This window comes from Arthrobacter sp. 05T423, assembly GCF_056396245.1.
In genome coordinates this window covers 1-26,399 of record NZ_JBFTLC010000047.1, presented here as the reverse complement: position 1 = coordinate 26,399, position 26,399 = coordinate 1, and the positions used below count along the sequence as shown (strand labels likewise).

General features: G+C 61.8%; 28 protein-coding genes and 5 pseudogenes. 14 read left to right on the top strand and 19 right to left on the bottom strand.

Translation table 11 applies throughout. The features are described from left to right. Positions 1 to 154: 154 nt before the first annotated feature. From AC1DFE_RS22610 to AC1DFE_RS22595, 4 genes are read left to right on the top strand one after another with little or no spacing between them, the layout of a single operon-like run. Entirely contained in the window at positions 155 to 514 is a 360-nt protein-coding gene (locus AC1DFE_RS22610) for an EamA family transporter (protein WP_476908086.1), read from the top strand. Between the two features lie 53 nt (positions 515 to 567). After that, the gene (locus AC1DFE_RS22605; protein ID WP_476908085.1) at positions 568 to 1,239 is read left to right on the top strand and encodes an alanyl-tRNA editing protein; all 672 of its coding nucleotides are present in this window, start codon (positions 568 to 570) and stop codon (positions 1,237 to 1,239) included. Beyond that, positions 1,239 to 1,814, top strand: coding sequence for a helix-turn-helix domain-containing protein (locus AC1DFE_RS22600; protein WP_476908084.1), 576 nt, complete (start codon positions 1,239 to 1,241; stop codon positions 1,812 to 1,814). Before AC1DFE_RS22605 ends, AC1DFE_RS22600 begins: the two co-directional genes overlap by 1 nt. 21 nt (positions 1,815 to 1,835) lie before the next feature. Beyond that, complete coding sequence (locus tag AC1DFE_RS22595; protein WP_476908083.1) at positions 1,836 to 2,915, top strand: threonine aldolase family protein; 1,080 nt, start codon at positions 1,836 to 1,838, stop codon at positions 2,913 to 2,915. A gap of 257 nt (positions 2,916 to 3,172) precedes the next feature. On the opposite strand, the gene AC1DFE_RS22590 is transcribed toward AC1DFE_RS22595, so the two are convergent. Further along, complete coding sequence (locus AC1DFE_RS22590; RefSeq protein WP_476908082.1) at positions 3,173 to 3,553, bottom strand: DUF7793 family protein; 381 nt, start codon at positions 3,551 to 3,553, stop codon at positions 3,173 to 3,175. Between the two features lie 277 nt (positions 3,554 to 3,830). Here AC1DFE_RS22590 and AC1DFE_RS22585 point away from each other — a divergent pair, with 277 nt between their 5' ends. Beyond that, a complete protein-coding gene (locus AC1DFE_RS22585) occupies positions 3,831 to 4,442 on the top strand; it encodes a recombinase family protein (RefSeq protein WP_476908081.1) in 612 nt (203 codons plus the stop codon). Here AC1DFE_RS22585 and AC1DFE_RS22580 read toward each other — a convergent pair. Then, complete coding sequence (locus tag AC1DFE_RS22580; RefSeq protein ID WP_476908080.1) at positions 4,439 to 5,350, bottom strand: hypothetical protein; 912 nt, start codon at positions 5,348 to 5,350, stop codon at positions 4,439 to 4,441. The genes AC1DFE_RS22585 and AC1DFE_RS22580 overlap by 4 nt on opposite strands. 471 nt (positions 5,351 to 5,821) lie before the next feature. Between AC1DFE_RS22580 and AC1DFE_RS22575 the strand changes: the two are divergent. Continuing rightward, positions 5,822 to 5,997: pseudogene (locus AC1DFE_RS22575) on the top strand (helix-turn-helix domain-containing protein); the annotation flags it as partial. Positions 5,998 to 6,646: 649 nt separating this feature from the next. Here the strand turns inward: AC1DFE_RS22575 and AC1DFE_RS22570 are convergent. Both AC1DFE_RS22570 and AC1DFE_RS22565 read right to left on the bottom strand, forming a co-directional pair. Next, positions 6,647 to 7,297 carry a TetR/AcrR family transcriptional regulator gene (locus AC1DFE_RS22570; protein WP_476908079.1) on the bottom strand — a complete coding sequence of 217 codons (651 nt, stop codon included), beginning with the start codon at positions 7,295 to 7,297 and terminating at the stop codon, positions 6,647 to 6,649. A 14-nt stretch (positions 7,298 to 7,311) separates the two neighbouring features. After that, positions 7,312 to 7,494, bottom strand: a complete 183-nt coding sequence (locus AC1DFE_RS22565; protein WP_476908087.1) for a hypothetical protein — start codon at positions 7,492 to 7,494, stop codon at positions 7,312 to 7,314. A gap of 385 nt (positions 7,495 to 7,879) precedes the next feature. Between AC1DFE_RS22565 and AC1DFE_RS22560 the strand changes: the two genes are divergently transcribed. Next, the gene (locus tag AC1DFE_RS22560) at positions 7,880 to 8,047 is read left to right on the top strand and encodes a hypothetical protein (RefSeq protein WP_476908078.1); all 168 of its coding nucleotides are present in this window, start codon (positions 7,880 to 7,882) and stop codon (positions 8,045 to 8,047) included. Between the two features lie 551 nt (positions 8,048 to 8,598). Then, the gene (locus AC1DFE_RS22555; protein WP_476908077.1) at positions 8,599 to 9,186 is read left to right on the top strand and encodes an RBBP9/YdeN family alpha/beta hydrolase; all 588 of its coding nucleotides are present in this window, start codon (positions 8,599 to 8,601) and stop codon (positions 9,184 to 9,186) included. 150 nt (positions 9,187 to 9,336) lie between these two features. Here the strand turns inward: AC1DFE_RS22555 and AC1DFE_RS22550 are convergent, their stop codons facing one another. From AC1DFE_RS22550 to AC1DFE_RS22535, 4 genes are read right to left on the bottom strand one after another with little or no spacing between them, the layout of a single operon-like run. Further along, positions 9,337 to 9,888 carry a MarR family winged helix-turn-helix transcriptional regulator gene (locus tag AC1DFE_RS22550; protein ID WP_476908076.1) on the bottom strand — a complete coding sequence of 184 codons (552 nt, stop codon included), beginning with the start codon at positions 9,886 to 9,888 and terminating at the stop codon, positions 9,337 to 9,339. Continuing rightward, on the bottom strand, positions 9,885 to 10,385 hold the full coding sequence (locus AC1DFE_RS22545) for a DUF3618 domain-containing protein (protein ID WP_476908075.1): 501 nt from the start codon (positions 10,383 to 10,385) through the stop codon (positions 9,885 to 9,887). Before AC1DFE_RS22545 ends, AC1DFE_RS22550 begins: the two co-directional genes overlap by 4 nt. 57 nt (positions 10,386 to 10,442) lie before the next feature. Beyond that, a complete protein-coding gene (locus AC1DFE_RS22540) occupies positions 10,443 to 10,559 on the bottom strand; it encodes a DUF3618 domain-containing protein (RefSeq protein ID WP_476908074.1) in 117 nt (38 codons plus the stop codon). Continuing rightward, entirely contained in the window at positions 10,556 to 10,783 is a 228-nt protein-coding gene (locus tag AC1DFE_RS22535) for a phage holin family protein (RefSeq protein WP_476908073.1), read from the bottom strand. Before AC1DFE_RS22535 ends, AC1DFE_RS22540 begins: the two co-directional genes overlap by 4 nt. Here AC1DFE_RS22535 and AC1DFE_RS22530 point away from each other — a divergent pair. Continuing rightward, positions 10,782 to 11,638, top strand: a pseudogene (locus AC1DFE_RS22530) (DUF2382 domain-containing protein). The gene AC1DFE_RS22535 and the pseudogene AC1DFE_RS22530 overlap by 2 nt on opposite strands. Positions 11,639 to 11,747: 109 nt before the next feature. On the opposite strand, the gene AC1DFE_RS22525 reads toward AC1DFE_RS22530, so the two are convergent. After that, positions 11,748 to 12,206, bottom strand: a complete 459-nt coding sequence (locus tag AC1DFE_RS22525) for a hypothetical protein (protein ID WP_476908072.1) — start codon at positions 12,204 to 12,206, stop codon at positions 11,748 to 11,750. A 247-nt stretch (positions 12,207 to 12,453) separates the two neighbouring features. Continuing rightward, positions 12,454 to 12,609 (bottom strand): hypothetical protein, encoded by a 156-nt coding sequence (locus AC1DFE_RS22520; protein ID WP_476908071.1) that lies wholly within the window; start codon positions 12,607 to 12,609, stop codon positions 12,454 to 12,456. Positions 12,610 to 13,183: 574 nt separating this feature from the next. Here AC1DFE_RS22520 and AC1DFE_RS22515 point away from each other — a divergent pair. After that, positions 13,184 to 13,438 carry a hypothetical protein gene (locus AC1DFE_RS22515; RefSeq protein ID WP_476908070.1) on the top strand — a complete coding sequence of 85 codons (255 nt, stop codon included), beginning with the start codon at positions 13,184 to 13,186 and terminating at the stop codon, positions 13,436 to 13,438. Positions 13,439 to 13,823: 385 nt separating this feature from the next. Here the strand turns inward: AC1DFE_RS22515 and AC1DFE_RS22510 are convergent, their stop codons facing one another. From AC1DFE_RS22510 to AC1DFE_RS22495, 4 genes and pseudogenes are all read right to left on the bottom strand, one after another. Continuing rightward, positions 13,824 to 14,564, bottom strand: a complete 741-nt coding sequence (locus AC1DFE_RS22510) for a TMEM175 family protein (protein WP_476908069.1) — start codon at positions 14,562 to 14,564, stop codon at positions 13,824 to 13,826. A 169-nt stretch (positions 14,565 to 14,733) separates the two neighbouring features. After that, positions 14,734 to 15,046: pseudogene (locus AC1DFE_RS22505) on the bottom strand (putative quinol monooxygenase). 586 nt (positions 15,047 to 15,632) lie between these two features. Beyond that, positions 15,633 to 15,776, bottom strand: coding sequence for a hypothetical protein (locus AC1DFE_RS22500; protein ID WP_476908068.1), 144 nt, complete (start codon positions 15,774 to 15,776; stop codon positions 15,633 to 15,635). 312 nt (positions 15,777 to 16,088) lie between these two features. Continuing rightward, positions 16,089 to 16,361: a hypothetical protein gene (locus AC1DFE_RS22495; protein ID WP_476908067.1), complete on the bottom strand. Its 273-nt coding sequence runs from the start codon at positions 16,359 to 16,361 to the stop codon at positions 16,089 to 16,091. A gap of 427 nt (positions 16,362 to 16,788) precedes the next feature. Here AC1DFE_RS22495 and AC1DFE_RS22490 point away from each other — a divergent pair, with 427 nt between their 5' ends. From AC1DFE_RS22490 to AC1DFE_RS22475, 4 genes and pseudogenes are all read left to right on the top strand, one after another. After that, positions 16,789 to 17,028 carry a hypothetical protein gene (locus AC1DFE_RS22490; RefSeq protein ID WP_476908066.1) on the top strand — a complete coding sequence of 80 codons (240 nt, stop codon included), beginning with the start codon at positions 16,789 to 16,791 and terminating at the stop codon, positions 17,026 to 17,028. A 746-nt stretch (positions 17,029 to 17,774) separates the two neighbouring features. Next, positions 17,775 to 18,107: a hypothetical protein gene (locus tag AC1DFE_RS22485; RefSeq protein WP_476908065.1), complete on the top strand. Its 333-nt coding sequence runs from the start codon at positions 17,775 to 17,777 to the stop codon at positions 18,105 to 18,107. Positions 18,108 to 18,515: 408 nt separating this feature from the next. Beyond that, positions 18,516 to 18,659, top strand: a pseudogene (locus AC1DFE_RS22480) (translation initiation factor IF-2 N-terminal domain-containing protein); the annotation flags it as partial. A gap of 420 nt (positions 18,660 to 19,079) precedes the next feature. Beyond that, a pseudogene (locus AC1DFE_RS22475) lies at positions 19,080 to 19,786 on the top strand (MIT C-terminal domain-containing protein). Positions 19,787 to 20,059: 273 nt separating this feature from the next. Here the strand turns inward: AC1DFE_RS22475 and AC1DFE_RS22470 are convergent. From AC1DFE_RS22470 to AC1DFE_RS22450, 5 genes are all read right to left on the bottom strand, one after another. After that, complete coding sequence (locus tag AC1DFE_RS22470) at positions 20,060 to 20,356, bottom strand: hypothetical protein (protein WP_476908064.1); 297 nt, start codon at positions 20,354 to 20,356, stop codon at positions 20,060 to 20,062. A 346-nt stretch (positions 20,357 to 20,702) separates the two neighbouring features. Then, positions 20,703 to 23,606 carry a fibronectin type III domain-containing protein gene (locus AC1DFE_RS22465; protein ID WP_476908063.1) on the bottom strand — a complete coding sequence of 968 codons (2,904 nt, stop codon included), beginning with the start codon at positions 23,604 to 23,606 and terminating at the stop codon, positions 20,703 to 20,705. 106 nt (positions 23,607 to 23,712) lie between these two features. Then, positions 23,713 to 24,594 (bottom strand): LGFP repeat-containing protein, encoded by an 882-nt coding sequence (locus tag AC1DFE_RS22460; protein WP_476908062.1) that lies wholly within the window; start codon positions 24,592 to 24,594, stop codon positions 23,713 to 23,715. A gap of 109 nt (positions 24,595 to 24,703) precedes the next feature. Beyond that, complete coding sequence (locus AC1DFE_RS22455; protein ID WP_476908061.1) at positions 24,704 to 25,072, bottom strand: RNase H family protein; 369 nt, start codon at positions 25,070 to 25,072, stop codon at positions 24,704 to 24,706. Continuing rightward, positions 25,014 to 25,256 (bottom strand): hypothetical protein, encoded by a 243-nt coding sequence (locus AC1DFE_RS22450; RefSeq protein WP_476908060.1) that lies wholly within the window; start codon positions 25,254 to 25,256, stop codon positions 25,014 to 25,016. Before AC1DFE_RS22450 ends, AC1DFE_RS22455 begins: the two co-directional genes overlap by 59 nt. Positions 25,257 to 26,399: the final 1,143 nt, after the last annotated feature.

Below are 26,399 nucleotides of genomic sequence, written 5' to 3'. Positions count from 1 at the left end.
GGGAACATGCGACTATACTTTTGCATCGAAAGGGTGCTCCTTCGCAAGGCAAATAACGGTCTCGACAACCACTATTTTCCCAGCTCAGAGCACCCTTTCCCTGCTTAAACACGCCTCGCAGCCAGCGCCCCGTGAAAACCCCGGGCTAGTGGCCGTGGCCCTGCTGGCTCCGGTCAGCTTGGCAACCGGCGGCCCGCACCTTCCCGCAACAGGTACCGGCATCGCGTCCCTGCTGTTCATCGCGGTCTTCCCATCAGTGCTCTCCTACCTGCTGTGGAACCGCGCACTGACAGTACTGCCGGCCGGGGGCGCCGGTGTTTTCCTCAACCTCATCACCGTTTTCACCGCAATACTGACGATCCTCACCGGCCATGCCTACACCCCGGCGCAAATGATCGGCGGCGTCACCGTCATCGCCGGGGTGATCATCACTAACGCACGCTCCCTCCGCCGCCATTCAGGGGATGCCCGGACCAGCGGACTATTTGACCGCGCATCGGGTCGTTCATTATAGTGAACGAATCGTCTACGGAAAACTACAGGAGTGCTGCGCAGCATCTTTCGTATTTGGAGGACACCTATCGTGAGCAGGCCGAAACCCGTGTCCTGGCCACTGGCGAAACGGACGGAGACGCTTGGGTCGCCGTCGAGCACTGCCTCTTCCACCCGCAAGGAGGCGGCCAGCCTGCCGACCGTGGCTGGATAGATGGCATCGAGGTCTCGCCACTGCGCCAGGCGGAGAGCTGTCTGGTCGTGGCCAAAGCCGCAGAGGGCGAAGACTTGCCGGCTCTAGCCGCAGGGCAGCGCGTTCAGGCGCGCATCGACATTGAGGCACGGAGGCTCCATGCTGCCCTGCACACAGCCGGGCACCTGATCGAAGCCGCGGGCAGGGCCCAGGGCTGGGTCCTGGCGGGAAACATCCACTTTCCCAGCCAGGCGCGCATCGAATTCACCGACGAAAGCAGCGACTCCCGACTGGCAGAGCCGGAGGGGCGTGAGCAGGTGACCGTTGATCTACGTAAGTTCGTGCAGGACGCGATCGCGGCGGACCTTCCGGTGACAGCCGAAACGGACGAAGCCGGCCGGCGCACCGTCAGCATCGGCACCGTGCACTCTGCCGCGTGTGGGGGAACCCATGTCAAAAGCCTCGGAGACCTCGACGACGTCGAACTGCCGCCGCTGAAGGTGAAGAAAGGCCGGATCAAGGTCTCCTACACCGCTCATCACGCGGACCGCTGATGACTGCCAACGTAAATCCCCGGCCCCCTGCGACGAGCACAGCGGCCGCAGTGGGGGCACAGATTGCCCGCCGTCGTGAACAGCGGGCCATGACCGGGGCTGAACTCGCGCGCCGCGCCGGTATCAGCAAAGCCACGCTTTCCCAGTTGGAAGCCGGAAAAGGAAATCCAACCATCGAGACCCTGGACGCCTTGGCGGTCGCGCTCCGTATCCCCTTGACGGACCTATTGGCCCGCGACACTGACCCCGGGCCGGTGCTCGTGCCCGGCACCGAACTCGAAGACGGCGAGGTGGGCAGAGAACTCCTCCGTCGCATCAGCAGCGGGAACAGCCTGGAAATCTGGCGGCTTCGCATGCCGGCGCATACAGAGCTTGACGGTGTCCCGCACGCAACGGGAACAACCGAGCACCTCCTCATCGCGTCAGGGCGCGTGACCGCGGGCCCCACCGACGCTCCGACCCAACTCGGGACGGGAGACTTCTTTGCCTTTGCCGGGGACGCACCCCATATCTACCGGACCGATGAGATGCCAGCCGACGTCACCGTCGTCATAGCCTCCCCGATCATCAGCTGAAACCCTTCAAGGACTACGACCATGGACACCCCTACCCTCGACAACCATCAAAAGGGCTTCACCAGCGACAACATCGCCGGCGCGTCCCCCGAGATTGTCCACGCCATGGCCGCCGCATCGTTGGGCCAGGCCCCGCCCTACGGTGCGGATTCCTGGACCGCCAGCGCACGAGCCCGCTTCACAGAGGTCTTCGAACGGGAGGTGGACGTCATACCGGTTTCGACGGGCTCTGCCGCCAACGCCCTTTCCCTGGCGGCGATGACGCCGCCCTGGGGCAGCGTGCTCTGCCACCCGGAAAGCCACATCAACAACGATGAATGCGGGGCGCCGGAATTCTTCACCAACGGTGCGAAACTCGTTCCCGTCACCGGCGAGAACTCGAAAATCAACCCCGCCCACCTTGCCGCCGCCGTCCGCCGCAAAACCGGAGACGTCCACAGCGTCCAGCCCTCAGCTTTCAGTCTTTCCCAAGCCACCGAAACAGGGTCCCTGTACTCGATCGAGGAAATCAGCGAGCTGACCTCAATTGCCAAGGAAGCCGGTCTGCGGACCCACATGGACGGCGCCCGATTCGCCAACGCCCTGACCGGTCTTGATGTCAGCCCCGCCGACATGACCTGGCGCGCCGGGATTGACCTGCTGTCATTCGGCGCAACCAAAAACGGTGCCATGACCGCTGACGCGATCATCGTTTTTGACCGCACGCTCACCGAAGAACTGTCCTACCGCACCAAGAGAGCCGGCCAGCTTTCCTCTAAAATGCGCTTCCAGGCCGCCCAGCTGGACGCTTACCTGAGCGACGGGCTCTGGCTGCGCAACGCAAGCCATGCCAACGCCATGGCCTCCAAGCTCCAAGAAGGCCTAGGCGTGCTTCCTGGCGTTCAGCTGTTGAACCAGACACAGGCGAACATCCTGTTCTGCCGCATGCCGCAACCCGTCATCGAATCCCTCCTCCTCGCCGGCTACGAGTTCTACCACGACCGGTGGGAACCTGGGGTCGTCCGCTTCGTCACCTCCTTCACCACAAACCCCAGCGACGTCGAAGGCCTGATCAACACCGTCCGCGACCTCACGCGGACACGGGTCACTCAACAACGGTAAGGATCGCGCGATCCCTTTTCACCGCTAATATCGCCCGGTGGACCCTTAAAGGGGGCCGGACTGGCGGCGGCGGAAAACATACCGACTACCTGCAGCGGCTGTCTCGAAACCCTTGCGATATGAAACGTCTCACCAGTCGAGGGGCGTACTGCCCCGCGATCTTCTGCCACCATCGTGCCGCCCTCCGCCGACGGAGGGACCCTGACCGGCCTTCTTTGACCCAACAGCTGCTGCCGCCTGACGCAGTTCCACCAGGGTCAGGGAAGGGGCGGCGCCTGGAGAAGCCACGACATGGCTTCATCGCGGGAGGTAAAAAACCGGGTGGGACATGGGAGTGTCCGCCGACCGATGGCGAAGTTGGCAATGACTCGACTGACCGGGCTTGAGCCAAGCAGGGCAATCCGTGACGCGGCGCACTGGACGCTGAAAACGGACTTGGCCTGACGGGTCACCGCTTGGGTGTTCGCTATGTCGATCAACATCGGGTACTCGGTACCGTCGGCAAGCTCATTGACCCTTGCCATTGCCGCATGGACATCATCGGCCGCCAGAACAGTCCCCGGTTTCCACACAAGGTGGAGAACGCCGGAATCGAGCTCGGCGGTGCCCTTGCCGCCGTCAACAGTGATTGGTTCCATCTCTTGCCCCCCAGCATCTCGTGTAGCCAAGACTAACTGCCTTCGTAAACATGCGCAGCACGACGGGTCCCTGTATCTCATCGCTGGCATCCACCGTGACAACTTTGGGGTCTTGTATCCCTAGGGTTGCAAGACACGCGGACAAGACACCACAATATCCCCGTCCCTACTGTTCCTCCTATGTCTTGATACCATGTCTCCTAAGCAGGGGCGCCGATTCGTGACTTGAGGCAAGGTTGCAAGACAGTTTCTGAGTTTTTCGACGGTTAGGAGTCACATGGGCAAGCTCATCGGATATGCGAGGGTGTCGACGCGCGCTCAGGATTCCGATCGGCAGGTCGGGGACCTACTCGCCGCCGGCGTCCGGCGTGACGACCTCTATGTTGACCACGGGGTCAGTGGGTCCCATGCGCAACGGCCGCAGTTCGACAAAGCGCTGGAGGCCCTGCATGAAGGGGACACCTTGGTTGTCACGACGCTCGATCGTCTTGGCCGCTCGACGTCGAACATGCTTGCCCTGGCTGACGAGCTCCGGATGCAGAAGGTGAACCTCCGGGTGCTGAACCTCGGCGGTGGAAACGTGGATACCGGCACGCCGATGGGGTCCATGGTCTTCACCGTCATGGCAGCCCTCGCTCAGATGGAACTCGAGATCAAACGCGAACGTGTCAATGACTCCAACACCAAACGGCGCGAGGCTGGCCTGGACCTCGGTGGACGGCGACCGGTTTTCAGCGACAGCCAGATTGCCAACGCCCGCCGACTCATCGAACAGGGCCAACCCGCATCCCACGTCGCCCGCGACCTCGGCATGTCCAGGGCTACCCTTTACCGGCGTATTGCTAACCTCGACGCCCAGCAATGGGTCGCCACCCATGCAGGACACTAACCGGTGTTGATAAGACTCTCCTGTCGGACTGTCTCCGCCACCCAGTACCAGATGAACAGGATGATCGCGGCCCACTCGATGTACGCGACGGCGTTCTCAAAGGGCAGTCCAAAGACCAAGTCCAAGATAAGTGCCAACCCGACCACGCCCATGAACCACACGATCACCTGATACTGAGCCGCGATCTTGGGGGTGCTCTCTTTGGCGTCAGGGTCCCAGCCGTGACTGGCTATCGCGGTGGCGAGGCCTACGATCATGAGGATCGCCGCGACCATGTGAATACCCGCATAGGTGCCCATTATCAGCCCCGTCACCAGCAACAGGATGAGGAACCCTGCGCCCAGCCCGAGCGTGACGAAGAACATCATTCTGTGCGCCGTTGACGTACTCTTGGTGTGCCTCCTCAGGAGACCCCGGGCCCACTCCACGCCAATGAAGACGGCGGCAACGACGACAAGCGATATGACGATGACGGGCAGAACTTTCACCAGTTCATCCGCGGCGGCTTCTGCATCCGTCAGTTCTTGCCCCTGCAGTCTGGTCCTGCCCGTGAGGACCTCATTCAGTGAGTACGGAACGAACGCGACGAACATGGCGTAGAAGCCTGCAACGTTCAGGGCAAGGTCTTCCACTGGATTGCCACGGTACACAATGAGGCAAGCGCCGATGGCCACCAAGACACCGACAAAGATGTCGCGTAGCGGAGTGGCGTAGTTTGCACTGATGGAGTCGGCGAAGTCGCCCAGCATCCACCCGCCAATGACAGTTGTTATCAGCAGGAAGACCGGAAGCGCGATCAAGAACATCCGAAGATGCCTGTAAGTTTCGACTGCCTGCTTAGGCTCTTCCGCGATGGCGTCTACTTCTTGCGGACTCTGAACATTCACGTCTACCCCAAGGGATATCACCAGGCGTCGTTGCCTGACGTGATGATTGTCGTCCGTCCAGGTCCATATCGCTAGAGGTTCACCGACATCGGGCGATTTATGGACAACCGGTGTTCCCGCCCGTTCTGGCAGCTGAGGTCGCTCGCGCGCGTTGCCTATCCACGAGTCGTGCCCACGGACCAGGCGACACGCAGTGGCAAGAGTCGGCCCTACACAGGGAGATCGCCTACCTGACTCTTGCTGCAGATCGGCTTCTGCTTGAAGGTGCTGACCAACTGAACTTGCGGAGACCTACCGGCTTCAAGGCGGCGAACCCATCGCTCCTGCCACGTCCTCCGGAATTGACCTCGATGCAATCCTTTGTTGACACAACGGTCGTGCTGTGGTCAAGATCCGGCCGGGGGCGTCCTGTCTGCGGTTCATGCGGGCTGCAGCTGCTGTCGACCGGAATCTGCGACGCCTGCGACCAACTCGACGATAGGGTCCGCGGTTCGAAAGCGAAGAGAAGCTGGCAAGGATCTTGGCGGCCGGCCCCGCCGGGTCACTGATAGTCAGATCAGAAGCGTTGTTCGCCTGGTCAGAGGTGGCGAGCCCGCGGCGCAGGTTGCCCGGGATCTCGGTATGTCCCGAGCACGTTCTACAGGCGGTCACGAGCGCTTCCCGACTAGCAGGGGCGACATTTAGCGCCGCAAAAAGATCGCCATTTACCGCCAACAGTCACAGCCTTCTTCCGGAGGGCCTGCCGACGGTAGGCCAGAAACGGTCGTTTTTGGTGAACACGTGCGGGCCAACTCCGTGAATGGCCGCATTAAGTGGCAAGCTTTTGTAGCGATAATGTCACCCTTGGTGTCGGCTGCTCCGGCGGTCAGGTTTTCCTCGACTTGGTCCGCCCCGTACGCTCCATCCAGAGGTGGCTTGCGGAAAAGACACTCGGATTCGTTGAGACTGATCGAGTCGCTCTCTGGCCAGATGTACTGCCACCCGCAACAGGTCCTCGGACGTCATTTCCTGAGAACCCCACCAAACTAAGTTTGGGCGGGCCGAGGACGTTAATTTGCTGCTACTGACCGCTGACGCGGTCCAGGAACTGCTCAGCTCGCGAGACCATTCCTTCGATTTGGCGTTTGACGACTTCTACCGGGTCAGGGTTGTTTTGACCCCTTGGAGTGGTCTGCCCAGTCCGTCGGCCGCGCCCCTGTGTGGCTGCGGTCTTCCTGCAGCGCCGCGACCTGTGAGGTCCGGTAAGAACTTTGGTGTACTTCCACGGCCCATTTTCGGCAATACTTCCCGGGACTGCTTGTTCTAAGCGCACCGAAGTTAGGGCCGGGAGCGGCGGTGGCGCTCGATGAGGCAGCTGGCCATCTGCTTGGCTAGTTCGGTGGCCTCCCGGTCGCCTTCCATCGTGGAGATGATGGAGCCCTTCAGCAGGAGGTGCCATGCCCGGGCGAACAGGTCGCAGCGCTCCAGCCCGCCGTCCTCGGCCAAGGCCCGCGCATGTGCCCTGATCCTTGCGAGGTATCCGACGCTGGCCATGCCCAGAGGATGGTCAGGGCCCATCTCCATGAGGACCCTGATCAGCATGTTGGATTTGTAGCCTCCGCTTCCGAGCCGGTCCGCGAAGACATCGAAGATCACCAGCAATTCCTCTTCCGGAGTGTCGCCGCGACGCTGTGCCACGGCAACGATTTCCTCGAACCAGACCTCGTGCTGGAGGGCCAGAACGGCCTTGACCAAGTCATCCTTCGACGGGAAGTGCCGGTCGAAAGTCGACTTCGCAACCCCGGAGCTCTCGATCAGCTCGCTAACCCCGACATCCCGGATACCCCGCCGGGAGAACAGTTCGTACGCGGTACTGAGAACACGCGCCCTGGCAACCAGGGCCGGGCCCCGGGCTGCGTCAGAGCTTCCCGACCAAGTCGAGTTGACCGCAGGATTGAAAGTTCCAGGCTGCTTCCCTGGTTGAGGCACTCTGATGCTCCGCCTTATCCGGCGTCGAAACTCTCGTCATCGTCATTCGGCGATTTCTCCTGCGGAAGATCATTGCCACTGCCGTCCGGGATGCCTGAGGCTTCCTGACCCGAGCCCGAGGAAGCCGGCGCAAACTCCTCGGAGTCGCCGCCCAAAATCATCTCGGGTGCAGCCTGCTCGTGGTTTTCCTGTGTCATGCTTCCTCCCGTTACCGCTGCTGACATCGCCAAGTCTCGACTATCTGGTCGGCCGAGGACCAAGGTCCGCGGCGTATGGTAATAATCAGTAAACTTACCAAATGTCGCAGATCGGGCAACTGGCAGCCCGCGTGTCTGAGGTTATATCCCCAGAAGCGCAGTGCAGTGCTGGTTCCGTGACGGAGCCCAGGGGAAGGCAGAGCCTGAGGACAAGGGCTCTGTCCAGTGGCGGGCCGGTAGAGCTTGAGGAAAGCGTGCGTTCTGCATGGCGGTGATCATGCTCCCATAAGAACTCCCGGGATGGCCTTCAAAATTTCTCGGGTTTATACGGTGCCTGTCGCCTCGCAGCTGTTAGCGTGGAACGCCAGCCAATGAAGGAGGAGCCATGACGATCAATTCACCTGATTCACTGCCCGAGGACGAACCGCAAAAGGGTACGGCCGACGGCGGGATTCCTGGGGGTGGGGACGGGATCGGTATCGCTGCTGATTCTGAGCCCAACACATTCGAACCCGAAGAGGACCCTGACGCCACAGAGGAACCACGTCGCTAGGCGCCGCACTGAGGATGTGACCGCTCAGTCATCTTGGACGGGTCAAAGGGCAGTCGGTCCTGAGCCGGGCCGGGTGAGACGGTGCAGGTGCTGAAAGCCGTACATTCTTAAACTGCGCGGCGGGCTCCATCTGCCCGCCGTCATGCCTCCCGCCTGCCCCTCACCGCTGTCCGGACTTCTGCTCGCTCAGCCAGAGGTTGGATAAGAGGGCTGGCGGCCACGAAGGCAGCAGCTGCTGCCTGCAGACGCTCATTCCCTGGAGGACGGTCGAGCAGGACCAGGCCATACTCCCCTGCTACGTTGTTACTAATTCAGTCAGGACCAGCTGTTGAAAGTCACGGTCCTTTTCGATTGCCTGGTTCATCAACCGGGACGGGAAATTGCTCCTGCAGAACATGACCTGTGGGCGTACGAAGGCCTGAAGATCTACGAGCTCGCCCACCCGGTCTTCCGGATAATTCCTGGCGACGTCGGCCTGGGTGAGAATGACCGTTGTTTTCGTGGGGAGTCAGCAGCCACTGCCTCCGGGACGCCCTTTAGAGTCTTTGCCTATGAACGTAAGAGACGGCAGCGTCCCGGTTCGACCCGTCCAGCGTGTCGTCATCGTCCATGGATACGAATCTTCCCCGGATGCGAACTGGTTCCCTTGGCTTCAAAGCGCCCTCGAAGCTGAAGGGACAGTGGTCACTGTCGTTCCCCTTCCCGACCCGGACAATCCTGATAAGGCGGCGTGGGAGAATGCCGTCAGTGCGGCACTGGGAGAGCCCGATGGGGCGACCGTCGTCGTGGCACATTCCCTCGGCGTGGTCACTGCCCTGCGGGTACTCGCGGGGCTTCCGGAACCTTGGGAGCTCGGCTGTCTCGTGTTGGTGGCCGGCTTCACTGAACCACTGGAATCACTCCCGGAACTCGATGGATTCCTCGCAACTGACGTTGACGTCGAACGGGTAGCAACAAGCGTAAACGAACGTACAGTAATCCGCTCTGAAACTGACCCTTTCGTGCCGCCGGCAGCATCGGATGAGCTCGCCCGGCGTCTGGACGCGCGGCTGCAGGTATACCCTGGGGCCGGACACTTTATGGCAGAAGACGGCGTCACAACGTTTCCGGCTCTGCTTGACCTGGTCCTGCCCCAGTAACGCCGCTCACCAGAGATCGGTCGGGACGGTCGATTCGCCATACGAAGATTTCGCCCGTCACGGGCGTGCACCCCTGACCTCACAGCAGCTCACTGGGAATCTCCGGTCGAAGCGCCAGCACGGTCGGCACTGTTCGGGGCGGCCGTTTCCCTATTCCATGCCCGGTGGCATGGCCTGTTCTGCGTTCCTGAGATGGCGGATGTGTCGTTCGAGCTGGTGACGGAACTCGTAGTCGTCCGCTGGTTCAGTTCCGTTCCCCTCTTGGATGAGATTTTCAGCAGCGGAGAGGACGTCACGTCCTTCCGGTGTGAGGTGAAGGTAGGCGCTGCGGCCATCACGGCCGGGTTCTTTCGCCAGAAACCCGAGGCTCTGCAGACGCTCCATGACCTTGCCGACACTTTGCCTGCTCACGCAGAGAACCGCTGCCACATCTGAGGCTGTGGCAGGTTGAAGTTCCGCAACCGCCTCCATGGCATCCAGCGCGGAGATCGTCAGTTTGTACCTGACGAGCCTCTGGTTGAGTCGGCGTTCCTGAAGCCGGGCCGCGATGCTGACCAGCCTGTGCGTGGCCCACGGGCCGGGGGCGGGGTAGGGCGTGGCTTTCATATGCCGGGGGCCGCGGGCCTGAAGTTGCGGGTCCGGGTCCGTGAGCCGCCGCCCGTGCCCGCGTGGCGGCTCCGGGAACTCACCCTGGCCGCTCACGTGTTCTGGACGTTGTCCTTGGCATCGACAGCGCGATCCTTTGCGTCACTGGCGGCGCTTTGGCCTTCAGCTTTGACGCTCTGTACGGCGTCAGCGGCTGTGGACTTGACGCTTTTCAGCGCTTCCTGGGCCGGTTCCTTCAGGTCCTCGACCATCTCCTTGGCCGTCTCAGTTACCTGGGTGGCAAGCGGCTGGGCGCCGGTTCTGAGCTGTTCCGCGGCCTGCCGTTCCTTAGTGCTTGCAGGGATSAGGGASGAGAYGAGCAKCCCGGCGCCGAACGCGATCAGCCCGGCKGCSAGGGGGTTGCCATGGGCTGCGGTCTTGACCTGGTCCGGGGCGTGGGCGATCGCCGTACCGGCGTCACTGAGTCTGTGCGCGACCGTGTCCTTGGCCCCGTGCAGGCTGTCCCCGGTGCTGTGCAGGGCGTCCCCGGCGTGGCCGGTTCCCGAGGAGACTTTGTCCTGGGCAGTGCCGGTAGCGGCATCTGCTACTCCCATGACTTTTTCTTTGACCCCCGTCACTGCGTCCTTGACGCTGCCCTTCACCTTGTCCGTCTAGCGCTGGACGATCTTGGACGGGGTGACCTTGTCCGCGACGGCGTCCACATTGGTGCCCAGACGTGCACGGGTTTCCTCTATTTCCTGACGGATTGCATCGGGGTTATCACTCATCGGTTTACCTCACCTGGTTTTAGGGTTGGGGGAATTTCAGAGATTGTTTCGCCTGTCTGGGGCATGCCGTTGATCTGCTTGAGTTCCTTACGGCCAAGGGAGGCCAGCACGGCGGCGATGATGCCCCAGATCACGGCGACGATCACCAAGGACGCATTGCGTCGTCCCCGGTGGACGTAGAACGTCTGCACAAGAAGCTGGACACGTACCAAAGGAGTAGCCATGATCAGCAACGAACATATCAACCGCATGCTCGCCGGAAACGGCAATGTCGTGGGCACCGACGGGGCCAAGATCGGCGGCGTGGGCCAGGTCTACGCTGACGACGACACCGGCCAGCCCAACTGGGTCACCGTCAAGACAGGCCTGTTCGGTACCAAGGAATCATTCGTGCCGCTGGAGGGCGCCCGCGTTGAGGGGGATGACATCGTCGTCCCCTACACCAGGACCAGGTCAAGGACGCGCCCGGTGTTGATCCGGACGGCCACCTAGACCCCGCCAAGGAAGACCGGCTCTACCAGCACTACAGCCTCGGCGGCGGCCAGCGCACCTACACTGACGCCAAGGCCGGCACCGCCGGCGGCTACCGGGGCGATGCAGATGCCGGAGTCGCGGGCGGCTACCGAGACGATGGAGACGCCCGGACTGATCGAGACTATGACGCCCGCAACACCGTGGGGCGGGATACCTCCGGACCCACGACCGATGATGCGATGACCCGCTCCGAGGAGCGTCTGAACGTCGGTACCGAACGGCAGGCAACCGGCCGGGCGCGGCTGCGCAAGTATGTCACGACGGAGAACGTCACCCAGACCGTCCCGGTACAGCGTGAAGAAGTCAGGATCGAGCGCGAGCCCATAACCGACGCCAACCGCGACGCGGCCCTCGACGGTCCTGCCATCAGCGAAGAAGAACACGAGGTTACGCTCCACGAGGAACGTCCCGTGGTCGAGAAGGAGACCGTTCCTGTTGAGCGGGTCCGCCTCGACAAGGACACGGTCACCGACCACGAAACCGTCACCGAAGAGGTCCGCAAGGAACGCATCGACACCGACGGGATCGACGACACGCGCAGGTAGCAACACGAGCACTGACATAAATGCCATGAGGGGCCGCGGCGCTTGCCGCGGCCCCTCCCTCATAATGCTTTACAGGGTTACAGCCAGAACCCTCAGGGGCGGGGCCGGACTACGACAGCTGGTTGATGCCCACTTGCTCAGCCTGAGCAGGCTCCTCCGCGCCTGCCGTTTGGTTGGATCGCACCTCCTGTGGTGATGGACGCAGCGCCTGCCAGAGTGCGACGCCGGCGGTAATGGCCGCCGCGGCCACTGCGGCGACGAGCCAGGTTTTCCGGACTGGCTTGCCGACCGGGACGGCTGCTTCCGGGATGAACCGTGATATCCGCTCATGCAGCTTCGGCGTTGCGGTTTCCACTCCGCCGGCGAGCTCGTCGGCGATGGTCCGCAGGCTTGCCTGCAGCCGAGGCGATGCCGCTTCCAATCCGCTGTCTATGCCGGTCAGCATGCGCCGCAACGCCGCTTCGATGCCGGGTGTCGCCCATTCCCTGCCCTTCGCAAGGCGCAGGACGAGAGCGTCCTGGAGCTGCCGGGCCTGGGCTGCACGGCTGGTTTCTACCTGAGTACGCATGAGAGCCTCCGGGTTGGATCGGTGAAGCATTGACGGGGATGCGCAGTCGGAGGACGCTGTAATGCTGCCTGCCGGATCTGCTTCTGACCTACATAGCCACAGCACACACAGATTAGCAAGCATGCTTATGACTTATTGGAGGCAGCACGATTCAAAGATGCCGCTGCAAGGCGCAGTAGGCGATGACCGGCGTGGACAGCTAAACGGGCATAGCATGGCCGTGCCTCGAGGACTATTCGGCGTCCAGTTATTCTAGGGACCAAGCAAGTATCTTGAGCTCAAACGGGTCCAGTTCCTGGGCCCCATTGAGATAGGCATCGAATTCAAAGGCGTGAGCACTGCCGCCGTTGGCCCAGTACCGCACCCAAAGATCGTCCAGGGTGATGGTCTGTTGCTCAATCATGGCCCTCGCTGTCCGCCGTGGGTCTTCCATAACGGGTACCTCAATGGCGCAGCAGAGCCGCCGAAGTGTTGTGGTCGCGGCCCCTGCTTCTGAAGACAGTTACATCGTTCCAAAGGCTGAGCGAACGGACAACCCAACAGGTGTCTCAAAACCTCTAAGCCTCTAAGCCTCGAAACCTAGGGATATGGGACGTTACGGCCCCTCGCAGAGGGCGGTCGCGATTCCGCTTGTGAGGTTGTTTGAACGGCGCCGAGGTACAACGAACGTGATTTTTCCGGAGTGGTCCGCCGATAGACGGGGTCTGTTCATGGTAGACAGAGCAGACCATGGACACTGGGGGGACGTTGTGATGCAACCGGTTAGATTTATTGATCCTTTTGAAATCGAGGAACCGGCTTCAGCAGCGCCTGTCCCAAAACCAGCCCCTCCCGCCGGGCCGCCGGCGGCTCCTCTCTTTTCTTCACAGGGCCGTGAACGCGAAGTGCAACAGCTCATCCACGACCTCGCCGTCCTGGCGACCAGGCAGCAGCATCCGCCCTTCGGGTAGGGCCCGGGCGGTTGGGTTCGAAGTGCGATGGATGATCCCCGGACGGCAGGTCTCCTCGTGGCGTTTCTGGGCACGTTCACGGTAGCGGCGCTGATCTTCCTGCTCTATGTTGCTGCTCTGTGCGTGTTGCTCGCTCTGGCGGGGACAGCCCAACTGCTCACCTGGGTCTTCAGGGCCAGCAAGCCGGCACATGACGCAGGACGGCCAGAGCGCCCCTTGGCCGTCACGCAACAGGGGCGGCACTACCGCTCGGCAGGCGCAGGACGCAACAAGATCAAATAGACGATGCGCTTCGAGCGCCCATCATCGTTGGGTCGGCGAAGGCGCCGATTGGGACATCGTATTGAAGGCCCCGCTGGCGGCGCTGTCGCGCCTGGCCGTGGTGCACTCAAAAAATGGTCCTTCCCGACATTGCCAAATCCGCGTTGCGCCGCAGTAAAACTGCGCCCCAAACTCGGGCCCCTGTTCCGCTCTGCCCGACACAGCCTCCAGAAACGGTCGTTTTTGACGTGCGGGTTGCAGGAATGGTGGTTCTGGAAAATCATGCCTAAGAGGACCGAGGGCGGGCCGCCCTGCCCCCGACGTGTCTGGAATGCGAGCTCGCACAGTGCTGGTCATAGGATCGCCTGCATAGACAACCAATCACGTCACACGCCGAGCCTTCCCCCTATGGGCGGTGAATGTGTTGCATGCCCTGACCGCTCCCGTCCCAATTCCTTGGAATCGGAACTCCACGCCGGCCTCCCCAATACGCGCTTTCCTGCCACTTGGTCCACAGACCTCGGAGGAAAGCCGGCCGATGGTCGAACCCGTGGCTGGTGAGGCCGTAGAAAACGGGCAGGATCACGAAAATCACCGATGCGACCAGCGGATGGACGAGGACACCTACCGTTCCCGCCGCGAGGTACAGCACGACCCCGGCAAGAGCACGCGGTCGCTCGCGCACGAAGTAAAATTCCTCGACCTCATCCTCGGTGAGGTCAGGATGCCGCGCCAGGTGCGAGAAAAACACCAGCCATGACAGGCACAGCAGTGCCCCGATGATCGCGTACAGCGCGACCGCGACCCGCTCGTCGGCGAGATTGCCCGTCTTGGCTGTATCGATGATCACGGCTGTCGGCCAAGGTAAAAGCGCGAGCGTTGCGAGGATTCCCAGGTTGGCCCAGTGCAGGCCGATGTCCATCTCCCGGATACGGGAGAAGGCGGATTTGTGGTTGAGCCAGATCACGGCCAAGTAGATGTAGGAGGCCGCATACGCCAGGTATGTCGGCCATTGACCCAGCAAACGAGCCAGCAGCCCCCCGGGCTCGGTCTCTGGCGGCGTGAGCTCAAGTACCAGGAGCGTGATAACGATCGCGATAACGGCGTCGCTGAACGCCTCGGCACGCTTGGTGTCCGAACGTGTCACCATCTGCTCCTACGCCTGTGCATGAGGTGGCCCTCCTGCCCGGTGCCTTTTGCTGCCGGGCGACGCCTGAGGAAAGCAGTGGCCAAACATCGCGCCGGCGCCCCGGGCTACAGATAGACGGATGCGGGACAGCAGCATCGTGGTGCCGAGACGGCGGGCTGGTGGACCTCTATCCGCTTTCACCGGGCAGCTTGTACGCGAGCACGTCGATGTTCTGTATGTTCGGCTCCGCGCTGAACAGCTCTGCTCCCTGAGCGGCAAGTGCTTGCCCGACACCCCCTGACAGGTGGGTCCGACGGGGCGTCGTCATCGGGGAATACGTCGAAGATCCCGAAAGTCGATTCATCGAACTCGAGGGCGAACCAGGCACGCGTACCTTGCTCCTGTTCGACGACGGAGCGCGCGCTGCGGAGGAATTCCCGGACGTCCTTCTCCTTGCCGGGCTTGGCCTTTAAGATCACCGACAATCCAACCTCAATCATGCGCCCTCACCCGGCCCGATCTGGCGGATTCCATACTGCACGACAGTTTTCATGGCGAGCCTCCTTGGAACGGCACTACGGTGAGGATGGTGCGGACCGAGCCGGCCTCGTGGCAACTCCTCAACCTAACGAGGGTGCGGCGCGACGCACTGCCCAGTCTCGCAGTGATCGCTGGTCACCACAAGACACGATTCCTTCTGCCAACGCCAGTGGATGAAGGCTGCCCACCATCCGGGTTCTTACCGCCTGTGGCCGACATAATCTCGGCTGCCACCAGAGGATTCAGGGGCTCTCCGTTTGTGCGCGATCAACCAAAAGTCCGCGCTTCTGCGCTGACCAGGCGCCACCACTCATGGATCTTCACGGAACTAGTGTCGCGCCCGCGAAGCAGCGGGTAAAGGACTTGGGCCCGCGTAACACGTTCGAGTGAATCAGTAGGACGACAGCGCTCGGCGGCGCTGAAGGTCTGCACGATTCACGCTAACCGTCAGTTGCTAAGACCGCGCCTGCAGGTTGCCTGCAGCCGGAACCCTGGAAGAGACGGCGCGGGGCATCACGGAACAATGCTGAGGACGACGCCAGCGCATTACAGGTGAACCCTGATGCCAGCAAAGTGGTTGGGCGGCCACCGCGCGGCGGTCAGCAGGCGGGCGAGTTCTCCGATGGCTCCCTCGCTGCCGGCGAGTAGATACCCGGGCATGTCCTCCGCGTCGATCAAGATCAGTTTCAAGACCTGTGTCTTGGCGGTAACGGCGCAGCAATACGTAAATCTGGTGCCCGGGAAACACTGAGCTCTGTAGCTGCTTTCCCAGCCGCAGCCCGTAATGCCAGCGCTCCTTCAGCGAACCCAATACCGAAGCACGTTTCTTGGTCTGTTCCCTTGCAGCCTCCTACATTGTGTTTCCGCCTGTTTCAGTCAGTCGAACACGGCGCTATTCCAAGTTAGTTGACTTTTTCGCGACAGGGTCACGACTCTGCCTCGGTGGATTGCAGGTATGAGCAGCTGCACCCCTCAAAGACGCGCCGGCACTCCGTTCCCGGCTCAGGTGCTGGGCTCGGGTTCGACCAGCATCAGGATCGTGTCCGGGCGTACGCCGTCGAATTTCATGGCGTCGGCCGCTGCCTCGGACTCCATCATTCGCTGGAACGTGTCCATGTCCGGAACTTCGACGATCAGGCCGACGCGGTTGGTTTTCCCCGGGTCGACAAAGGTTCGGACAGTCATTCCCATAGGTCCGAAGAGTTCCTGGCGTCGCGGCGAGCTGAGCCAGTGGTCAACGTCGTCGACCTCATGGAAGATCAATAGAGTTGCCATCGTTGCCTCTGCTTTCGAAAGCGGTATCAGGAGCCGGATTGGAAGGCAATCGCATGGGAACTCCTAATCCAAGCAGAAGCTACCACGGCCCGCTTATCTTCGATAGGCAGCGAGAAAACGCGGCCAAAATCGCTCCCCACGGCTTTCGGCCGGCCAATGTCTTGAAAAGCTGTTGTATATCGAGACGCGGTGGGTCAGACCGCAAGCACGCCGCAACTGCTGGCGGGAACCGAGGCAAGCATAGGGGCTGCGGCCTGCTGTCAGTGGCGCACGGAAAGTATCTGTGTTTCAGCGCCTACCGCACGAAGAACAGAGCATCAGAGGTGAGCGCTGACCCAGACCTGTGACTAAGCGGTATTTGCCGCACCTATGACGCTACTTGGAGTAGCCGGTGCTGTAGGCTCCGAATCAAACCTTGGGGGGATTGATGCTGAACTACTTTCACGAGATGCAAGAGGCCCGTTTCGCGACCTCTGCGCGCCGAATTTATGGCATTGCCTCTGCCGGCTTCGTGGTTGCCGTCATGGCATTGGTTTTTTCGGGTTTGGCACCTTTGTGGATTTTCTGGTCGACCTTTGCCATTTCTTGCGTGGTGGACGCTTTCCTGACCAGGCAGTGGAGCAGAAGGGACGCACTCGAATCCTATCGAGGGGGCACACCCGGCTGACTTCGCTCGGGGCTTCGTGCACCGGGCCGTGTAATGACAGTGGCTGGAACGACCATCATCGAGACGAAACGGGGAAGCTTTGGACCAAAGTCGGACAAATCAAAATGGAAAGCCGTCGGCACTAGCCGTCGTCCACCTTGTCCTCAGCCTCTGCGCCTTGGTGGCAACAAGCGCCGCGGCCATCCTGTGGAATCCGATCGACACAGACTTCATCACCCGCGCCGACAACGCGGGGTGGGACCAAACCATGCTTCTGCCTCATCAGATGGAACTCTCGCTCGTGCTCAACGCATCAGTTCTTGCAACTTTTGTCCTGGTCGTGATCGCTCTCTATGGTGTGCTGTCCTCACGACGGCGGCCTCGGGCGGGAACTCCTTTCCAGCCCGTCGAGTGAGGGACTGACCGCCAAATACCGTTGCCCTCGGCGCCATTTAGCGCTGCGATCCATAGAATAAGGAGCAATTCGGTTCGTTCCGGGCCTATCGTCCGGCGCGTGGTCAAAAACGGTCGTTTTTGAGAACCAGTGGTTGCGCACCTTGCAGTAGCGGGCACCCACTGGCAATTGAAGACTGCCCCTGATGCTCTACTGCGACATATAGCTCCGCAAAATGCCGCCATTTATCATCGCAGTTCACATAGGCAGTACGCTCTTGCGTGGCTCCCATCGTGGACGGCCCAAATATCATTGGGGGGAAATGGATTCAACAAATAGTCCTTGCGAACAATCGCTGCGGGACGCTCCGGAAGTGGAGCCGTCCGATCTCTCGAAGAGAGAGATCACTTTGTCGGTTGTGGTCCTGGCAGCAGTGGCGATTGCGGTGTGGTGGCTGGATGCCAGCTTCATCGTCAACGCAGGTAAGGCCGGCAGCATAACGGCGAATGCTGTTGGCGCCACCTTGGCCGGAATAGGAGGCGTTCTGATGATGCTTGCGAGCACGAGGGTGCTCGGAGTAGCCAAGCGAAAGTGGCGGCCTAACACCTTGGCGGCCGGGGGATTGCTCGTTGCTGCCGGCGGATTCCTCGTCGCCCTTAGCGCTTGGCAGAGCTTCTTCATAGAATTCCCAATCCCGGGCGAGTGATCCTTAGAGGACTGCGTTAGCGACCTGGGGCGTGTCTCCTAAAGCTGTTAGCCGGATGCTGAGTGCTCGGAGGACTGCTCCGTCGTTGTAGGTGACGGCGAGCTTGTCTTAGCGGGTTGCCAGGGGCCGCCACTGTTTGAAGGTGTTGAAATTGCGTTCGATGACGTTGCGGCCTTTGTAGTCCTCTATCCCGAAGGCGGGCGGTCGACCTCTGGATCATCGTCGTTTCCGGTGGCCGTTCTGGTCTGATGCTAGGGGTATGCAACGGTAATGCCGCCGGTCGCGAAGGTGGGTTCGGATGAGCCAGTCGATACCCATGAACCTCATGGGTAGCCTTGCGATGCAACTACCCTTGCATAAAGTTCACTTGTAACAAGAACAGCAGTGGTCTCCTTGGAGGCGATAGGCATGGCGAAGGTTAGGGTCCACGAGTTGGCAAAGGAGCTCGGGATAACTTCTGTTGCTGCTGTCCACATTCTTCAAGAACTCGGGGAGTTTGTCCGCTCCGCATCGTCGACGCTCGAGGCGGCCGTCGTAACACGGCTGAGAAACGAAGTTGAACGCCGCAGGAGCTCCGGAGGCAGAATCACCTACCCATCGCTGGGGTCTAGTGCGGACGCCAGGCTGGGTGGAGGCGGCCCCACGCCGGGAGGGCCACGGCCGTTTCGTGCACCCCCGAGGGAGAATTTGGATCGGAGGCCTGAATTTTGGCGGCTCGAGACTGTGGCATCCCTCCTGGGCAAAGATCCCGGCGACATCATTGCCTTGCTGCATGGCCGCACTCAAATTATCGGCACCCGGCCGGAATCCTTGGTTGGGCCAAGCATAATCTCAAAGATTTGCGCCTTTTACCATGCTGATCCGGACAAGCTATTGGCGTCCCTAAGGGACATACCCAACGGGACAGCGGTCTCAAGCCAAACGGCTAATGAGGTGGACGAACCAAGACTTCTGCAGGAAAACGAACTGACCATGCTTGCGCCGGGTCTTTTCACTGTTCTCACGATCGACTCGCCGTCGACAGCAGTTACGGATGATCAGAAGGGAACACCTTCAAGCAATAGCAGAGAGAAGAGCGCCGGCGGACAATCTCATGGTCCTGTGGGCACAGAGGGAGTCAGCCCCGACCGGTCGCCCCGAGAAAGTGGACACCAAGGAATTCCCGGCAAGGCAGAGCAGACCCTCTCCGAGGGGTACAAGGAGTTCGCACAGGGAGAGACAGGGATTACCTTCCGGGACTTGCTATGTCCCTATCTTGTCGGGGCAGAGCACATCACTATCACGGACCCATACATACGGATGTTCCACCAGGCCCGCAACCTCATGGAACTTCTTCTCGAGATCCTCGAATTGGGCGATGGCCTCTCTCCGGTGAAAGTCGATCTGAGAACTCACAGAGATAGCAGAGTGGACCCAGAAAGGCCTCACGCACAGGAGAAGTACCTCGAGGGAATCCGGGACTCTTTCGTGCCGACCAGAATCAGCTTCAGCTATTTTTCTACACCAAGCTTCACGCCCGCAGCATCGTTACGGACACCGGGTGGAAGATAAAGCTCGACCGGGGGCTGGATATTTATCCTCACGTCTCGCAAAATGTCATGGACTTGGAGCATCATTTGCAGGAATTCCGCAAAGTGAGTTCCTTCGATGTCACCTACATGCGCATAGACAAGACATGAGACGGGGAGAGCAAAAAACTTGCCGAACATATAAGACAGCGCACTCCGATCATGCTTAGTTGTGCAATTAACTGCCAATGGAAAAGAGGGCCCCTGTCGTAAAGGCATAAGGAAAGCGAACAGTCTGGCTCTGGAAGTTTGATTCAGGACCAGTGTGACCGCTGTCAAACAGGAGCCATCGCGGTAGTTCCCCGAGCAGCGCTAGGCCGCAGGCCCAAGAAATTGGTTGTTTTTCCGCGAGAATGGCCCCGGAAACGCTCCGGGGCCATTCGTTTACACATGCGACACGCTTTCAGCTGCCTTTGAGCCTCCGACCTCCGGGCAGCTTCTCCCCCATGCCGGGTACATCTCGCCCTGGTTGTGTTCGGCTTCGCGCCGGAGGGTTTCTGCTTCGATGGCTTTAGCGACGAAATGGGCCCATGTGTTGTCCCCCTCGTAGCTGGTCGCCTTGTATGCGGCCTTGGCTCGGTTGCGAATGACGGTGGGCATGCTTACCGTCATTGGCGCCGTCTCGACATTGTTGACCTCTTCCTTTTTCGCGGCCGACTCTTGACGGCGGCCCGGCAGCATCCGAGCTAACGGTGCATCGGTAGTGGGAGGTGCTGCCGTCGGGCGAGGCGGTAGGGCGAGTGCTGGGCGAGAGATCGTTGCGAAGGCTGTCACGGGCGGTGCTGCGCCCCCGCCAGACCTCGGGAAGCATTCCCAGGCCTCTCCCCTCAAATGAGTGCTGTGGCCGCCATGATCCCGCGCCGGTATCTGCCATTCACAATGGGCCGACCGGAAGATGATCCCGTCCCTGAAGCTAAAGGCAGCCGCACCCGCAGCTTCAGAGCAGCCGGGCCCGGAAGGCATCTACCCAGCAGTCTCCGGGCCCGGCGGACACTTCCCAGCACCCAGTGGGCGCACTGACCGTCGCCTAGCGCCTCGTCGCGATCGTCTTCGTGGTGGTCGCCGTCGCCGTGTACTTGCCGTTAGCTGACACCGCGTTGGCCCTGACGCTGACCGTGTAGGTGGTGCCCGGCCTGAGGTATCCCGAGAAGGTCATCCTGCCGCCTGCTGTCGTGTAGGTTGCCAGGACGCGCGTGCCCTGCTTGATCGACACGGTGTAGTTGACGACTTTGCCGTAAACATAGGGACTGGTCCAGGTTGCCGTGACGGCCGAGCGGGTGGATGAGACGGCCACGGCCGGGGCATGCACCCGGACAGTTGAGGCGGCGGTGAAGCCGGTCCTGACGGCCTTGGTGTTGTATGAGCCGGCAGTGTGCTTGCCGTCGGGTGACACGGCGAAGGCCTCCACCACGACGACGTATCCGGTGTTTTCTGCCAGGCCGACCACGACCTTGGCAAGGGTGGCCGCGGACAGGCTATGGGTCTGCAGGACCCGCGTTCCAAGCTTCACTGTTGCCCGGTAACCGGTGACGGAACCGGTGACCGCGGGCTTCTTCCAAGAGACGGTTGCCCGGTCCGCGCCCACGCCGGAGACGGTCAGGGCAGGCGCGCCGACCTTCACGGTGGACGGCGAGTAGGGTGTCGTGACGACCGCGGATGCCTTGGGCGTAGTGATCTGTTTCTGGCCGTCGGCGGAGCTGACATTGGCGGCAACGGAGATCGTGTAGGCCGTGTTCCCGGTCAGGCCGGTGACGGCCAGGGAGGCCCCGGCGGCCTTGAGCACCCTGTCCGGGTGGCCGGTCTGGGACACGGTGACGGTGTAGCCGGTCACCGTTCCGCCAATGATGCCGGTGGGTGCCGTCCAGTTGAGCGTGACCCGGTCGTAGGTGACGGGTGTTGCAGCCAGACGGGCCGGGGCGTTAGGTGCGACGACAGTCCCGGGCCCGACAGGGGTGGCAACGGTGGCTTTGGCGACGGCGGACACTGCAGTCTTCGTGCTGTCCGGAGATGAGGCAAGGGCAGCGACCTCGACCGTGTAGGAGGTGTTGTCCTTCAAACCGGTGAAGCTGGTGTTCAGGGCGTTGACAATCCTGGAGTCGACTACTCCGGTCCCATCTTTCAGGGTGACCCTGTAGCCGATGAGAGAACCCACGGTGCCGGCAGGGGCTGTCCAGGCAGCAATGATGTGGTCGAAGCCGGCGGCTGTCGCCGTAACGTTCTGCGGTGCGGCCACAATGACCGTGCTTGGCGCGTAAGGGGTGGTCTTGGTGACCGACGCCGGGGTTGAGGATGCTTGGACGGCGCCGCTGGCCGATACGGCGTTTGCCTTCACTTCGAAGGTGTAGGAGGTGTGCTCCTGGAGCCCGATGACGGTATAGGAGGGTTCAGTGTCCGTGGTGGTGCTCGTCCTGTCCGGCTTACCGGCGGACTTCACGGTGATGGTGTAGTTGGTCAGCCTGCCGGTGACGTTCTCCGGTGCTGTCCACCTCAGTGTCGCCTGGGTGGGTGCGACGTCCGCGGAGAGCAGCGTCGGAGGCGCAACCGCGACTTTGCTCGGGTCCTCCGGCGTGGTCACCGACCCTGAGACGATCCCGGAGGTGGCGGTGTTCGTGCTCTCCCAGGCCTTTACGGCCGCCTGGATCATGACCGAGTAGGCCGTGTTCGGATCCAGTCCCCCGAACAGGTAGTCGTTCCCTTGAGTCTGCACGACCACGTCCGGCTTACCGGGTGCCTGCAAGGTCAGGGTGTAAGTGAGTGCAATTCCTGACTGATCCTGCGGCAAACCCCACGCCGCATAGATGCTGGAAAACGACGGAGCCGTCACGGCGAAGCTGGTGGGGACACTCACTCGCGCTTCCGTCAGATCCTGCCCGGTGGCGGTGTCCAGGGTCGCAACGGCCGTCGCTACCCGGTCCTGAATCGTCGAAGTCGCCTTGATGCTGGCGGTGTACTGGGCGTTGCCCGGAAGACCCGAGAAAAGATACTGGGTGTCAGTTGTCGTCGCTGACCGCACGACCAATGACCCCTGCTTGAGTTCCACGGTGTACGGCTGCAGATTGCCGTGGAAGGACCCCGGCGCAGTCCACACGGTTTGAATTGTGTGAATGCCAGGCCATGCCTGCAGGCCCGTGGGTGCAGTAACTGATGGCAGGTCGTTGAACGTGGTCACGTTGTAGGTGGTGGGCTGGGAGTAGTAGTCCAGGCCCGTGCCATCCTTGCCGTGGGATGTGATGTTCACCGTGTAGGTGGTTTTGTCGGTGAGGCCCTTGAACGTCACCTCCGATACCGGCGGGTCAATTCGCTGAGTCTCGAGGAGAGCCCCGTCTGCGGCATGCAGCTCGGCAACGTACTCCGAAACCATCTCACCGGTCTTGGCCGGCCACCTGGATGTGAACTCGGTGGAGGAGACCAGATTGGTGGGGTCAGCGACCGCGCTAAGGGTCGGAATCGAGTACTGGCCGAAGTTCTGCGTGAACCATCCGCGCCCCGTTTCGTCCACATAGTAGCCAAGACCGATGTGGGTGTAGTTGCTGCCGAGGATGTTGGCTTTGTGCCCGGGTGATGCCATCCAGGCGGCCACGACCGTGGCGGGGGTGTACCCCATCGCTACGTTTTCTCCGACGCTCATCCAGTGCGGGGGCAGCTGGCTTTGGAAATCCGGGTTATGACTCATCCATTGGTTCGCCGCCATGTTTTGTGTCCACTCCTGCGACACCTGGCTCATGCTGGTCGAGAGAATCAGCGGCTTCAGCCCTGCCGCTGCACGCTGGGCATTTGTGTCCTTGAAAATCTGGGCGACGGCCGCGTCGATCTCGGACTGAGTGGACGCGGCGTAAGCCGGAGCGGCGTTCAACACAGCACCGGAGAGGCCGGCGCCGGAAAAAAGAATGGTTGCTGCCACTACCGCAGCAATACTTTTGATGATCTTCATTTCGAGCGTTCTCCTGAAGGCTGTGTTCGTGCCGCTTCACAGCCAACAAGGGAAGCAGACGGCAATTGGTTGAGGCGGATTAGGTCGCTGGGATCCGCAGTGCGGCTCAGCCGGCGGCGTGAGGCGTCCCGGGGATGATCGTGGCACCAGTGCTGGCGGTCCAGGTGATCTGGCCGTGCTGGAAGCTCTGCCTGACTGAACCATGAGGTGTGCTGAACTCGCCACCGGTGGGATAGCCGAGGCTGCCGTTCTGGGCACCGGCCTTCAACCAAGCGGTGCGGATCGCTCCCTTGGATACCTGCGCCCCGGTAAAGGACGACCAGACGACCGCTCCCCCGCGAAAAGATTGCGATGCGCCGCCGGCCCGCAGCCCGGTCGTCTCATCGGAAACGGGGGCACCGAGGGGTCCGGTGATGCCGCCTGTAGCTTGCCATTTAGTGCGGATGGCGCCGCCGAGGGCATGTGCGCCGCCGGACGACGACCATCCGATGGTTCCGCCCTGGTATTGCTGGTAGGTCCCCGCAGGCGTGGTCACTTCACCGGTGGTCGGGTAGCCGAGGCGCCCTTTCTCAAAACCGAGCTTGGCGTACGCGCTGCGGATGGCGCCGCGCGAGATCTGGGCGCCGGTCGCCGGTGACCAGACGACGAAGCCTCGCTGGTACTGCCGGTACGCCCCGCCATCTTTCAGGCCGGCCCGGACAGGGCCCAGCGGCGAGCCGAGGCTGTATCTGGTTGCGGCTGCGCTGATGCTGGCGTCCCTGTTGACCGGTGGAGCCGGAACGGCCCCTGGCGTGGTGATACCGCCGGTGCCGTCCCCGCCAGAACTGCCTCCGGTGCCGAAACCCACGCCGGCACCATTGTCGTAGCAGTAAGGGGCGCCATTGGGTGCTGTCTGACAGACCTGCGCGGCGTGGGCCGGTGCTACCGCGAGAAGAGAGCTGCTGAGGAGGCCGAGACCGAGCACGGCCGAGGTAAGTCTTGAACGCATGAATCCCCCATTTGGATGCCGGAAAGTACCGGCTGGGAGCATCCTAGCTGATTTCATGGCGACAAACGGCAGGAAATCCAGTCGTTGGATTTTTGCGGCGAAGATCGGGTCATGCGGCCCAGGCCTCTGGCCGGATGCTCCTCGCGTCGGCGCGTACGGAGGCAATCATCCTTGCGTTGGTTACCTCGTCAACACCCCATCTCCGGTTGCGGCGGGCCAGGACGGCGAGCCGGTCAGCGAGTTCGTTGAGCGGGTGGCCGTTGTGGCCCCGGACCCACTCGAAGGAGATGTTCACGCCGCGTGCCGAGCCCAGGATGCGTTTGCAATCCGCGACCGAATCGGTGTCATCGAAGGGCTGCAGGTGGCCGGTGGAGACGCGCGCCAGGACCTCCAGGGCGGCCTTGGAGTCGGTGAGGAACTTAGGTCCCCAACGCCCTCGCGCAGGACCGGGTGGTGGCCAGGGTGGACTGCAGCCCACGGCGGATCGCTGCCAGCTCCCCGGCGCGGATGCCGCTGTGGGTGGACACGGACGTGTACGCGCCGAGGATCGGGTCTGCGCCGTTGGAGTAGGCCAGGACGTAGCCGCACCCATTGACGGACTTGCCGCGGCCCCGGGAGGAGTCGCGGGCCAGGACCAGCCCGGACACGAGCCCGCGCTCCACCTCGGCAACGGCTTCGTGGGCAGCGGCCAGGGCCGCCGGCGGAGCCGTCAGGTCTGTGACCGGCAGGTCGGATTTGGCTCACAGCAGCTCCGCCGTTGACCATTCGCCGGTGAAGACCTGCGAGGGGGTTTCACCGGTGCGCTTGGCGTTCCGCCCGACGGCCTGGGTGATCTGGGCAGCCAGTTCCCGATTGGAGGGGTTGGTCGGCTGGCCGTGGCGGGACCAGAGACGATGAAGTCCTCACCGTCGACAAGGGTGTGCACCGCCCAGCGGCACAGGTTCGGCTGGCGGTCCACGAGGACGGTCACGCCGTGGCGTTCATTCACGGCCACCAGTGCCGGGACAAACCGGGACACTGGCGGCGCCGGCACGGTCGAGCTGCGGATCTTCGGCGAGGAATCCGACACCTACCACCGGCAGGGTCGGTTTTGCCGACTACGGCCCATCAAAAGCCCGCGGGCATGCCAGGACGTTCAGAAACGCACGTTTTCGTCTGACCCCTAGCGCGCCCCAAACACAGCTGGAAAACATGAATCGGATCGACCGCCGCCCGTTCACTGCCCAATGATGCCCCTCAGAAAGGGTCGTTACTGAACCATCACGGCTCAATGTCGGGTAGCCGCACGTCAGGGCTTCAGGCCATTACTCCCCTATTGCGTCCCAGCGCACCCACCCTTCGCCGGCAGAGCCGGTCTTTCGCGGCGGTAGGTAGCCCCGAACTCACGGGACGGCTGCCGATGCGCCTCCATGGGATAGCCATGGCTTCATAGTCCCGTCGCGTTGCTCCGTCGAAGCCCCAGAGCAACAAGCGTCTCGCCCAGCGCCGTTGAGAAGTACTCCCCCGCCAGTTCCCGCATTCTCCTGCAGGAGCACACTCGCCGGCTATTCGCACGCAACCGATCTAGGAGCACTTTGGGGGGATTCGTCCTGATGGGCGACCGCCGAACAAACCATCCATAAAGCGATGTAGGGTAATCGCGGGTAGCGGCCCGCTTAGCCCCGATTTTTCATGACGGTGGGTGATGGTCGTTTGTGCGGGGCGGCGGGTTGATCTGCGGTTGTTTTCTGTTTTCGGGCAGTGTGGTGTGGCCCGGTTGGTTCGCCTGGGGGTTGGCGCCGGTTCCACTTCCGGTGATGTGCTGC